The organism is Mucilaginibacter yixingensis, from assembly GCF_041080815.1.
GTDB classification, from domain to species: Bacteria; Bacteroidota; Bacteroidia; order Sphingobacteriales; family Sphingobacteriaceae; genus Mucilaginibacter; species Mucilaginibacter yixingensis.
On sequence record NZ_CP160205.1, the window covers coordinates 1,837,100 to 1,850,254 of the forward strand.

Below are 13,155 nucleotides of genomic sequence, written 5' to 3' on the forward strand. Positions count from 1 at the left end.
GGGGATAAGTAGAGACTTATTTCATGACGATGATCCTCCTTCCTGCTATTTTGAAGTTAATTTTCCCTATCGCCTCCAGGTTTGACAATAACTCGTCTATGCTTTTTGAGCGGTAAAAGGTTCCTCCAAATCTGATATTATTAAAATCTCCGCTGTACACGACCTCCACATCGTACCAGCGTGATATTTTTTTCATGATGCTTTTAATGTCCTCATCGCCAAATATGAAATAGCCATTTTTCCAGGCCATGGCCTTCTCAATATTGGCCGGCGATACTTTGATAGCGTTGCAGTCGTTTTTTACAACAGCCTGCTCGCCGGGTTTTATGGTTGACGACTGATCGCTGTTCTTAACCTGTACGGCACCTTCCAGCAGGGTGGTGGTTATGTCGTTATCGTCCTCATAGGCCGCAATGTTAAAGTGGGTGCCTAAAACCCTTACTTCTACGTGATTGATATCAACATAAAAAGGTTTTTCTTTATTCTTGGCTACCTCAAAATAGCCCTCGCCTGTAAGGGTTACGCGCCTTTCTGATCCGCTGAATGTTGTTGGGAATTTGAGAGATGATGCCGAGTTAAGCCACACCTGCGTGCCATCAGGCAGTACCACCTGGAACATGCCGCCCCTGGGGGTAGATAGGGTATTATAAACAACAGGGGCGTTTGCTGGTGTTATAGCAGACTGTGTGGTGGCGTTATAGACTAGTTGCGCTTTATTGCTTTTAATTACCCTGGTTTTTCCGGTGTTGGCAATCAGGCCGTTGTTAGCGGTGTCCAGCACAATAACCTGTCCGTTTGAGAGTGTCAGGGTGGCTTTATTACCTCCTGGACGGATAGCATTGTTTATTTGAGTTTGTGCCAGGTTTTGACAGCAGATCTGGTTTTGGTGGTTAACCACATATAAACCCAGCCCAGTACAAACAAACAAAATCGCCGCCGCGATCTTTAACCATTTTCTTTGATAAAACTTAACAATTTTAGGTTGATGAATCTGCGATAACGGCTCTTCTCCGGTAAATCGAGGGTCGTGCTTAATGCGCTGCAAAACACTGTGCTTTTTAAAGCTATCGGGCTGTGCACCTTGATGCAGTTTTAACATTTCCTCGCTAATCAGGTCGGCAATGTTATCTGTATCAGAGGCTTTTAAATATCTTAACAACTCAATACAATCATCACGATTGATGGTATTGTCAAAATATTCTTGTAGCAGGCGCACAAGTCTCTCTTGGTTCATGTTCTTTTTGGTTTATAATAGGCCAAGGATTGGCTTTATATTGTTAGAACACGCAAGTAGGAGGGTAGGGCTAGTCGGTTTTGAAAAATATTTTAAAAAAGATAGAAAGAGGTTGAGAATGCCTTCAATAATTATTTAATGTGACGCATCACAACGCTCACCAATAACAAAGACACCAGTCCGCCTTCAGCCAGGTTAGACTTGATAGTTCTGAGCGCGGCGCCCATGTGATTTTTTACCGTATTGGTTGATATGTTCAATTGGTCGGCTATCTCTTTGTGCGAAAAACCCTCAACCCGGCTAAGGCGGTATATTACCTGTTGCTGTTTGGGTAGATTATCAATAACCCTTTCGGTAAGTACTTTAAGTTCCTGCAAAAATACAGCCTCTTCGGTGCTGTTATGGGTTTCTTCAAACTGGACAAGCAGCCTCTCGGTATAAAGTCTTGACTGCGACGCACTGCGCAACTGGTTTAAAGCCAAACGTTTGCCAACTACATACAGATAAAGCCAGATATTTCCCTGCGGATCGAGTTTCTCCCGGTTCACCCAAAGGTTGATAAATGTCTCTTGCACCACTTCTTCGCTTTGCTCCGTGTCTTTTAAAAACCGGTAGGCCAGTCTGAAAAGTTTCTCGCTGCAGAGGTCATAAATCAATTCAAAAGCGTCTTGATCGCCCGCCATCAATCGCACAACAGTATCACTGCCTAATCCCTTATGCATGGTTTATATAACTTGGTTTGGTGGGTGTACTATTCCCGGTTTAATTGGCAATGCAACAATAATTACTTTGGCTATATGCCATGAAATTATTGTGATTCATAATTGGTTTATATATGGGAGGATTGGTAACCCTAATGCAATGATATTAATAATTGTAAAAACAACACTAATTCTTTTTTGCACATCAAGATTATTGTAAACCAGAGGGAGAGTATTGGTTTTGTTTCGGAGAGAAGTTGATTTAATTAAAGGTTAACCTTATTGTTTGTTAAGTATTTGATATATAGTTATTTGTGTTAGTTTTTAAGTTGTTGTTAAAGCGGGGGAGCATTGGGGCTCTGTCGGCTTAAGATAGGCTTAGTTGCCTAAATTACAGAAAACACCCCCTTTTTTTCATGATTTACCCCCTACTTGTTAATTATTATTTGGTGCATTATTGCTTGCCAAATCATGACGATATTTGAACTCTATGAAAAGAAAAGGGCTACCTATTGTTGCTATAGTACTTAGCATACTTTTGCAAAAAGCAATTGCGCAAACCACTTTTACTATTAATTGTCAAAATCAAAACCAAACCATTCATGATTTTGGCGCATCCGGCGCCTGGAATTCTGAGGTGATTGGTAAATATTGGCCCGAGGAAAAGAAGAATCGTATAGCAGAATTATTATTCAGTCCTGAAACAGATCAAGCAGGAAACCCCAAGGGTATTGCCTTGTCGTCATACCGTTTTAATATAGGCGCCGGAACGACAGAGCAAGGAGAAGCCAGTAATATACCAGACCCACAACGTCGCACCGAATGTTTCCTTGATGCAAAGGGGAAATATGATTTTACCAAACAGGCCGGCTACCAATGGTTCGTTAGGAAAGCAAAAGATTATGGGGTGCCCACGCTGATCGGATTTGTAAATAGTCCACCTGTTTTTATGAATCAGAATGGTTTGGGCTTTAAATCAAACAAAGACGGACATGCCAATCTAAAGCCAGAAAAGTATACTGAATTTGCTGATTTCCTGGCGTCGGTAATGCAATACTTTGACAGGGAGGGGCTTCATTTAAGCTGCGTAAGTCCGGTTAATGAACCTCAATGGGAATGGACGATAGACAGCAAAGGTAAATCCTCTCAGGAAGGTTCGCCTTATTTCAATACTGAAATTGCAGCTGTTACCAGGAAGATCGATTCGGTTTTTACCAAACGCAAAATCGGTACTCAAATATTTGTAGCTGAAAATGGATCCATGGACAGGCTTTTCCAGGGTAATAGCTGGGCGGATAATCAAATTGATAATTTATGGAACCCCCAAAGTTCAAATTACATCGGTGGGCTGAAAAATGTGGTAGGTAATGCGGTTTCATCTCATAGCTACTGGACTGAAAGCACTACCGCTAAGTTGATTGAGAACCGGCAAAAGTTGTTTCAAAAACTACAATCAACCAATAAGGGCCTGCAATTCTGGCAAACAGAGTACAGCTTTTTAGGTGATGGTTACAAGGAGGGCAGCGCACAGAAACGCAGCCAAATTGATTGCGCTTTATTTTTAGCAAAAGTTATCTATCACGATTTAACACTGGCAAATGCACCCGTGTGGCAGTTTTGGACAGCGGTTGACGGCACGCGCCCTACGGCCGAGATACGGTACAACCTGATCTGTGCGATAGAAAATAAAGACAAGACAGATGGTGATTTCTACGATACCAAAAGTCTGTGGGCGCTGGGTAACTACAGCAGGTTTGTTCGCCCGGGAATGATTCGGGTAGCAACAGACCGGAATGACGGGCTTTCATTGGAGCAAGCAGCCAACAAGCTCATGCTATCTGCTTATTTTGATGAGGCGACACATAAACTTGTGATTGTAGCTATTAACTATGACACTCAGCCTCAGGAAATTCATCTTAAACTGAATGACTTTAAATTTAAGGTGTCATCCCTAAAACCATACATAACTTCTGAACAGGATAACCTGAAAGCTTACCCCGAAGTTCGTGTCAACGATGGGATAACATTAAAGGCAAGGTCAATAACAACTTTTGTAAGCAGGTAGATTGCAAATCTGCCTAATCTGCGATCAATGTTGACTGTCATATCGCAGATTTGCACAGTTTTATCGACCCTTCGAGGGAGATTACAGCCCGGGGTGAAAATATACATCCAAGTTTTATTCAGAATTGTCAGGCACCTTCGTGCCATGAAGCAATTTTATAAGAACTTTATCATATGCCTGATGATCTTATCAGGAAGTAATTTAACCTCATTTGCTCAAGGGGGAAAAGGGAAGATTTCAGGGAAGGTGGTTGATGCGGCAAGTAGTGCGCCGGTTGATTACGCCACCATCAGCGTATACAAACAAGGAGCTGCAAGTCCTTTTAACGGTATTAGTACAGATAAAAAAGGCAATTTCTCGGTAAATAACCTGCCAGAGGGTACATACAAAGTTACTGTTGATTTTTTGGGCTACCAGCGCCAAACCATTGATAAAGTAGTTGTGAAAAACGGCGGTGCCAGCCTTGGTACCATCAAACTGGCGGCAAGTCAGACAGCGCTTAAAGGTGTAACGGTAACGGCAAATGCCCCAATTGTAGAAAATAAGATTGACAAGATGGTGTATAACACCGCCAATGATTTGACCGCACAAGGAGGTGTTGCTATTGACGTGTTGAAGAAAGTGCCGCAAATAAGCGTTGATATTGACGGTAATGTGGAGTTGCAGGGTAGCCCGTCTATCCGTTTTCTTATTAACGGCAAACCGTCCAGTATTTTCGGTTCCAGTTTGGCTGATGCGTTGCAATCTATTCCAGCCAGCCAGATAAAGAGCATTGAGGTAATTACCAGTCCGGGTGCAAAGTACGATGCTTCGGGCACCGGAGGTATCATTAACATCGTGCTGAAAGATAATAAGATGCAGGGTATGAACGGCTCGGTTAATCTTTCTGCAGGTACACGTTTAGAAAACGGTTCGGTTAACCTCAACGTACGAAAAAATAGCTTCGGCGCCGGCATGTTTTTTAGCGGTAATGAGCAATTAAACACACGCAGTTATACTGATAACAATCGTCGGTCTGTTAATAAGAGCCAGGACACCGTCACTACGCTGATGCAAAGTGGTTATGGTGGCTTTAAACGCCAGGGATATGAGAGTGGCCTGAACTTTCAATGGGATATTACCAAATATGATAATCTGACCGGTGCCGTTGGGATGGATCATTTTAGCAATAGCGGGGATGGTTTGATTAACCAGCAACAGCAAATGCTGTCGCCATCTGGGGCATTGTTCAATAATCTGCTTAGTTTACGCAATTCTGCAAGCAATTCAGGATCAACCTCTACAGACTGGAGTCTGGATTATAAAAAGACCTTTAAAAAAGACGGGCGTGAGCTGGAACTACTATATACGTCTAGCTATGGTAAGCACAGTTCTTATGCCATGCAGCAGCAAAATTACCTGAATGGCGGTAACCCGTCGCAAGGTGCCATCAGTAATAACCCGGGGAATGAGCACGAAACACAACTGTCATTGGATTATACCGATCCTTTCAGCGATAACTTTATCCTGGAAACCGGCGCTAAGGTAACTTTTGAATCGCTGAGTAATAATGTCATCACTGATACCTTATTAAATAGCGGTAGCTATATTAACAACTCGTTCCAAACTTATGGCTTTAACTATAGCCGTAACGTTTATGCGGCGTATCTGTCTGGAACTTTCAAACTATTCAACTTCTTTGATGGGAAGGCCGGCTTGCGTTATGAGCGCACCAATACCACAGCAGGTTTTCAAGGCGTAAATATCCCCGACTATAGCACCTGGGCGCCATCGTTTGTGTTATCGCACAAGCTGGACAAAACGCAGGCTATTAAGTTTGCCTATACATACCGTATAGAACGACCTGATTATGGCGATCTGAACCCGTTCTATAACATCAGTGACCCGCATAACATCAGCAGTGGTAACCCTTATCTGAAGCCCGAAATTGGTCATAACTACGAGCTTGGCTATAATAAGTCTTTCAAAGACGGTAGTAATTTTATGGCATCGGCCTTTTATCGCAGTAATACTGATGATATTCAGGCGTTCAGCACTTTTTATTCAACACTAAACATTGGCGGTACTCCTTACAGTAATGTAACGCTTACCCAGCGCGATAATATTGGCAAGCAAACAGGTGTGGGTTTAAACTTGTTTGGCTCGGTTCCGGCAGGTAAATTTGTATTTCGTTCTAACGTGCAACTTGGCGAACGTACCAACAGCTCGCCCAGCTTGCCCAGTGTAACCGGTTTTGCTTATCGTGTTAACCTCAACGCCAGTTACCAGTTTCCGGCAGACCTTTTGGCCGAGGTGTTTGGCAATTATAATTCAAACCAGAAGAACTTGCAGGGTACCCGTCCGGGCTTCGGGTTCTATAACATAGCGATGCGTAAACAGTTCATGAACAAGAAGGCCAGCATCGGTTTAACAGCGGCTAATCCTTTTGCGCAATATGTTAGCCAGACCGCCACTACATCCGGTACTAACTTTACACAAGCTAACCTGCGCCAGGTGCCTTACCGCTCGTTTGGTATTACGTTGAGCTACAAATTTGGTAAACTGGAGTTTAAGAATAAAGACGAAAACAATAACAATAATAACAACCAGCAAGTATTACCGCCAGATAACGGCAGATAGTCTGCTACGGCATATTCTGCTGATGGTTTTTTCTCAAATTATTCAGGTCATATTTATAAATACGGGCTAGATAAAATTATCAATATTTAATACTAAAAATGTTAGCTTATTTACCGACTGATTCTTATATTTGTTAACGCTATTTAACTCACCTATCCTATTACTTCAAGTACAAAAATCTAAATAGATTCAAGATTTCTATAAACCACATACTAATGGAATTAGGGCAAATTATTTTATTAGCTTTAGGAAGCTTCTTTGTTATAATCCCTGCGTATTTAACTTATAAAAAAAATGAAGCTGAAAGGTTTAGATTTAATTTTTTATTATGCTCGATTATAGGAGCCTTGATAAGTTTTATTAGCACTTGTTCATCTAATCGTGACTCAGTTAAAAATTCGGTAAAAGCAAATTATAATGATTCACTTTATAAAGATTTATTAAAGAAAAATTTTGATAAAGCAACATTTATAATCAGCAATCAAAACATATCATTAGACAGTACAAAGAAAGTTTTAACTCGTAGTACCGACATACTGAAATTACAACAAAGCTCAATCAATTTACTTTCAAAACAGATTGATACAGCATCTCAAATACTTTCCCTTAATAGGGCGTTCGATACAGTTCAGAGAAATATTAAAACTAAAACTGATAAAATATTAAAAGAGGCTACTGCAGATAACTCGTTTATTATAATCAATCGCCCTTATATAGAAGAGTCGGATTCCACTCTTGTGATTTCAATTATAAACACCGGAACTTACCAAGCAAATGTTAATGTTATGTATACTGACCCATTAGGGTCGGATGGCTTAATTTTTAAAGATATCATTGTACCCGGAAATGGTTATAGACCTTTTTACCAACGCTCAATTAAAGGACAATTTAACAAAACGAGATTTTGGTTTGATGTCCATTGGAAAAATAGAAGGCTTTTATATAGTTTTAACGTAACACTCTTTAGACAAAGAACTCCATTAATTATTGAGAGAGATTACGATTATTCTAATGATAAATCTTTTTTTGTCGATATGCCTTCTAAAAATATTGTTTATTTAAAAGACAAGAATTAGTTCAGCTATAAAAAGAAGGAAATGGTTTTGTCCTAACTTGATGTCAATTCCTTATTTTAAAGTAAAAAGCCATCCTTCACCCAGGATGGCTTTTTTGTATCCTTCAGATTGCTGCCAATTATTCTGATTGCCATGTGTATAATTGTTCCGAAAATTGGGTGTGCCGTTATGAATCTGTCCCAGAATCTTCTATAACTGGCCAATGTTGGATGAGTAGTTTCGTGCGGGTATTTTAAACTAAAAAGGGCAGCTAATTAGCTGCCCTTTTTAATATCAGTTGTGTTATCTAATTAATGTTTGTTGCCCACACCATTCAATTGGTAGCAACCCAAGTCGGCTCCCGGTTGAGTGGCTTCAGACAATCCATAGATTGGGTCTATCGGAACCACAATCAAAGGTTTGATGGTGGTATTACCTTTGCCAATTAGCGGCGAATTAGCCTGGATATGGAAGTTGTAGGTATAAACCGCCGCATAATCTGCCAATGCGTGACCTGATGTAGGTAATGGGAAGTTAACAAACATCGGGTTGTTTTTCTGTACTACGTCTGTTCCGTCATAGATATCGCCAGGTTTGTAAGTGGCAGGCAGGTATTTAGCCGAAGTGGTGATTGATGGAATATCGGTAGGCTGTGGCTGGGTGATGTAACCGGTTGGATAAAACTGGTTAGCCACCACCAACGAGTCGGCATACTGGAAGTTGTTGCCATAACTCATGTGCGCAATGTCAGCTATTGGGCTGCCTACTACACGGTAACCAAATTTACAGTTAACTGCTACGTTATTGTAATACATACCGGCTGCGCCTTCCTCATAGTTAATACAGCCACCACGACCGCTTTGCACCTGACGGTAACCACCGCTGATGAAGGTGTTGTTATACATTACAATATTGGTTTGTGGCGCACCTGTTGCCTGACCTTTATTAGAAGCTTTTTGGCCGTTGGTTGCTGTACCAATAAACAGGTTATAAGCCATAGTACCAGTAGTACCACCTTTTACGTTCACACAGTCGCCACCGTGGATACCGTTTTTCTCAAACGTATTGCGGAAGAAGGCCACTTTACCGGCCGAGATACGGATCGGGTCATCCACACCACCATACAGCCATGAGTCTTCCATAATAAAGTTGCCCTTGTAGTTGGCAAACAAAATGCTGTATTGGTTGCCAGAACCTGCACTAGCCAGGTTTGCGGTTGTAGTACCTTCGGTAAAACCAGCATACTCTACGTGGGTCCAACGTAATACCATCAGGTTACAGTTGGGGCCGCCAATAATGCCTTTCCAGTGACCGGCATAAGCAGAGTCTTGAGCAATGGTAACGGCGCCAGGTGCATCCTTTTTTACCAGGTTAGGAGCAGTGATCCTGTTTGGTTGATCTTTTGAGCCATTACTTACCAGGGTACCCAATACAATAAGGCTGCTGCGGGCACCCATATTAAGGGTAACGCCTGGCTGCATCAGCAGGGTATCTGTAGCGTTGATCACAATATCGCAACCATCGTTAACATTATAGGTTTTGCCGGTTAGCATGGTGCCCTTTACCGCTACCACGGTGCTACCGCCACCGCATGAAAGGGGGGCTTTATCGCTAATAGGGTTAGCCGCAGGCGGGGTATAGTTATAAACATCAGAATGTTGGCCTTTCCACTTCCGGCAGCCTGAAAATGAGGCAGCCAGGGCGATCAGGATCATGGGTATTAAATATTTTTTCATCTTTTATCAGAGCTTAAAGTTTGTAACGGAAACCACCTAAGAAAGAGGTTTTATAATAGTCGCTTTGTACCAGTGTTTGGGCTGCAATATCCTGGTTACCAATAAATTCTTGCTGTTTGGCGTCAAGACTGGTGTGTGGATATTTTAGGTAGATTTTTGAAGCGGCGTTGGTGATATTATTGATCTTGCCGAAGAAAGAGAAATGTTTGTTGATGCGTTTCTCGAACGAAAAATCAAGCTGATCATAAGCGTGCTGGTAAAAATCAAGGTTAGCATAAGGTGATACCTGCGCCAGTCTATCGCCTGTGTAAACAAAGGCTAATTGCATATCAAGGCCGAGTTTTGAACTCTTGTACAACAATGAAGCATTGCCTACGTGGTCTGCCTGGCCTTGCAGCGGACGGGTTTGATCAACAAAATTCTGTTGTAAGCCGGCAGTCGGGTCGCTATAATACAACAGTTTTTGTGTTGTAATGCGCGAGTGGGTGTAGGTATAGTTAACCGAGAAACCTATAGTTCCGAAAAACTTGGTAGCCTGCAATTCTGCACCATAATTGGTTGCATCGCCATCAGTGTTTTGCGGTTTTACAAACTGGGCACTCGGACCTGCACCGCGAACTACGAAGTACTCAATCGGATTGTGGATCTTTTTATAGAAGGTACCAATCAATAACTGGTCTGCTCCGCCCGGGAAAAGCTCATAACGCAAATCCAAATTGTCGGCCGTACTGTGTTGCAAGTGAGGGTTACCTATTTCGGTATAGTACTCACCATCGCGTGTATAAGGTGCGTTCTCGCCAAAACCAGGACGGCTCAGTGCTGCATAATAAGCAGCGCGCAGGTTTTGATTCGGAGTCAACTCATACTTCAGGTTCACGCTTGGCAATACATCGGTATAGCTAATGTTAGCGCTGCGCTCTGTAACTGTTAAGGCCGACTGTGTTTCATAACTCAGATTGGTGTTTTCTATACGTACACCACCCAGCACTTCCAGTTTCTTCAGCAAGTTGAATTTTAACTGACCATATTCGGCGTTGTCATTCTCTGTAAGCGTATAGTTATCGTTCAGGTCTGAGTTATTGGCGCCAATACCCATACCAGCGTTCTCGAATGAGAATGGAATGGAGTTGAAATTGTTATTATAAAGCAAAGATTTACCACCGGTCAGTGAATAGGTGATATAGTCGGAATTGCGGTTTTTGTTGCGATACAAACCACCTACAGTAATCTCAATAACCTGTCCGCCAATAGTTGGGTTGTAAATAAAGTTACCGTAGGCCGACAGATCGCGGTCGCGGTTATTCTCCCAGTGGTGGGTAAGTTGGGTGTTGTTGTCAACCTCGTTAGTTACCGCACCAGAAGCATTTAATGATTTGTTGGCATCGTATTGGAAATCGGTACGATCTGGCATGTGGCGGCTAGCGCTGGAATACACACCATCCCAGTTGAAACGCAGATTGTTGGTAATAACATGGTCGCCATGCAGGGTACTGTTGTAGATATTTTGCTGAATAAGCTGGCTGCGATTCTCGAAAGTGATCTGTTTGCTCAGGTTGGTTGAGTTTAAGCCCAGACCAAGGGTATCTGATGTATAACGCGAGGTATACTCATTCTGGTGAATGTACAGGTTATACAACGATAGTTTGTTTTTATCGTTAATCTTATAGTCGATCTTATTGTGCAGGCCCAGGCGTTGGGTTTGAATAGAATAAGTACGATCGTACGCGTCAGAGAACTGAGGCGAGTTAGGTAGTGGAGTTGCAGACGGCTGCGCGTTAGGAGTAAGTTCTTTAGAGTCAGAACCCCTGTAGATGTTCTGATAACTGCCAGATACAATAACACCCAGTTTGTTGTTCAAAAAGCGATCGCCAATGGTTAAACCTGCGGTGCTGTTGAAAGGCGCGTTGAGGTTTTTATCGCTGGTTAGTGCCTTGTTGTTAAAGTCTGCATAGGTGGCCGCATAGTTAAGTCCGTTAACCATTGCCGGCGATTGCCTGTTAGGTGAACCGTTAAAGGCTACAAACGGACGGCTGCCAGAAAATAAGTTTGACATACCACCTGAAAGGTTAGCACTTATTACCAGATGATCTGGCGCGCTTTTCATTACCAGGTTCATGGTACCGCCAATGGCATCACCTTCCATGCTTGGGGTAAGGGTTTTAATAACTTCCAGACGTTCCAGCATTTCTGACGGGAAAACGTCCATCGGTACAAAGCGGAAAGCATCATCAGGGCTTGGTATTTTAATGCCATTAACCAGCGTGTTGTTATAACGCTGTGCCATACCACGGATAATGGCATAACGGCCTTCGCCGCTTGGCGAACGCTGAATGGTAACGCCGCTTACGCGTTGAAGGGTGTTGGCCACAGTAACATCCGGCAACAATTGGATGGTATTGGCAGATAAAACGTTCATTACGTTTGGTGCTGCCTTTTCAAGGGTCCGTACGGCGCCGTCGCTTTCAGCATTACCGTGGGCAGAAATGGTCACCTCATTCATTTGGGTAGACAGTGTTTTCAGAACCAGGTTAGCTGTGGTAGTTGTTTTGCCTGTTAAGCTGATGGTTTTAACTGCTGATGCCTCATAACCGATATATTTTGAGCTCAGTTCATATTGGCCATCTTTAAGGTTTTTAAAGCCGAATGAACCATCAAGGCGGGCAGAGGCGTACATAACCTGATCTGCATGTTTTAAGGTTACGGTTGCGCCAACAAGAGGCTCGCCGGTTTGGGCGTCAAACACTTTGCCGCGGATAGCCTGAGCATGGGCCAGGGCCGTGAGGCACATCATAAACAATAGCAGCAATAACATTTTGGGGGAATGCCCGGCTGCTTTAACCGTTTTAGCGGTTAATTTAAGTAGGGGTTTCTTCATGACAAGTAAAAATTTTCACAAGAAACCGGGTGAAAGTTGGAGAAAATCTGTAAAAAAACAGGTAATTGGTATTAGATAACGCAATGGTAATATTGTGGTAACACTGGCGGGCGTATTCAAGTTGCTACGGTTGGATTTGCCTTTTTTTATCCGTTTTAGGTTAGGCATCGAGGTATAAAACTTTAATAAATGTTCTTCCTGTTAGCCAAAATTTCAGGATTTCTACAATATCGGTTTTGATATTGCGTGCCTATGACCAGAAGAGCTATCCGTCAGCAAATCATTGAAGATTGCGCCTCTGTTTTTAATACAAAAGGCTATCAGCATGTTTCTATTCCTGAAATAGAGACGGCCGCACATAAAACTAAAGCCACGCTTTACGGCTATTTTGAGAATAGGGGACAAATGGCCAAGGTAATTTTGGCCTATAACCTAACAGAAAAGTTACGGATCATTAACCAACTGGCTGACGACAGGCCAACCGCTCTGGGTAAACTTACGGCACATATTGATGCGCACCGGCCAGGTGCACAGCTGCTGGTTGATGGCGGTTGCCCTATATTAAATGCAGCTACCGAGGCCGATGATACCAATGAAGAGTTGCGTGCTCAGGCTGCCGGAGCGCTTATCCAATGGTCGCAACTTATTGCCACACTTATCAGCAACGGTATTAGCAGCGGAGAGATCAAACCAGAAGTTGATCCGGAAAAGATGGCGCTTGAGTTTATTGCACTTATTGAAGGGGCTGTTTTTTTTGGTAAAACAACACAGAATGCTGATCTCTGCAATCAATTATTGGATACCGCGGCCGCCAGGATAACAGAGTGCCAGATTGATTATATGGGGTGATAGTTTTAGAACTATAAGAAA

Annotated in this window: 8 protein-coding genes; 4 read left to right on the forward strand and 4 right to left on the reverse strand. The window is 42.6% G+C overall.

Translation table 11 applies throughout. The annotated features are described in order from the left end of the window. Positions 1–16: 16 nt before the first annotated feature. Together ABZR88_RS07360 and ABZR88_RS07365 are read right to left on the reverse strand one after the other, a co-directional pair. Positions 17–1,234 (reverse strand): FecR family protein, encoded by a 1,218-nt coding sequence (locus tag ABZR88_RS07360; RefSeq protein WP_107828066.1) that lies wholly within the window; start codon positions 1,232–1,234, stop codon positions 17–19. A gap of 131 nt (positions 1,235–1,365) precedes the next feature. After that, positions 1,366–1,956 (reverse strand): RNA polymerase sigma factor, encoded by a 591-nt coding sequence (locus ABZR88_RS07365; RefSeq protein ID WP_107828065.1) that lies wholly within the window; start codon positions 1,954–1,956, stop codon positions 1,366–1,368. A 469-nt stretch (positions 1,957–2,425) separates the two neighbouring features. Between ABZR88_RS07365 and ABZR88_RS07370 the strand changes: the two genes are divergently transcribed. The 3 genes from ABZR88_RS07370 (at position 2,426) to ABZR88_RS07380 (ending at position 7,695) form a co-directional block, all read left to right on the forward strand. Then, the gene (locus ABZR88_RS07370; protein WP_107828064.1) at positions 2,426–4,000 is read left to right on the forward strand and encodes a glycoside hydrolase; all 1,575 of its coding nucleotides are present in this window, start codon (positions 2,426–2,428) and stop codon (positions 3,998–4,000) included. Positions 4,001–4,144: 144 nt separating this feature from the next. Beyond that, positions 4,145–6,619, forward strand: coding sequence for a TonB-dependent receptor (locus ABZR88_RS07375; RefSeq protein ID WP_369434708.1), 2,475 nt, complete (start codon positions 4,145–4,147; stop codon positions 6,617–6,619). A 215-nt stretch (positions 6,620–6,834) separates the two neighbouring features. Further along, a complete protein-coding gene (locus ABZR88_RS07380) occupies positions 6,835–7,695 on the forward strand; it encodes a hypothetical protein (RefSeq protein WP_107828062.1) in 861 nt (286 codons plus the stop codon). 290 nt (positions 7,696–7,985) lie between these two features. Here ABZR88_RS07380 and ABZR88_RS07385 read toward each other — a convergent pair whose 3' ends face one another. After that, positions 7,986–9,410, reverse strand: a complete 1,425-nt coding sequence (locus ABZR88_RS07385) for a hypothetical protein (RefSeq protein ID WP_107828061.1) — start codon at positions 9,408–9,410, stop codon at positions 7,986–7,988. Positions 9,411–9,423: 13 nt separating this feature from the next. Next, the gene (locus tag ABZR88_RS07390; protein ID WP_107828060.1) at positions 9,424–12,285 is read right to left on the reverse strand and encodes a TonB-dependent receptor; all 2,862 of its coding nucleotides are present in this window, start codon (positions 12,283–12,285) and stop codon (positions 9,424–9,426) included. Positions 12,286–12,537: 252 nt separating this feature from the next. Between ABZR88_RS07390 and ABZR88_RS07395 the strand changes: the two genes are divergently transcribed. Continuing rightward, complete coding sequence (locus ABZR88_RS07395; RefSeq protein WP_107828059.1) at positions 12,538–13,134, forward strand: TetR/AcrR family transcriptional regulator; 597 nt, start codon at positions 12,538–12,540, stop codon at positions 13,132–13,134. The last annotated feature ends 21 nt before the right edge of the window (positions 13,135–13,155 follow it).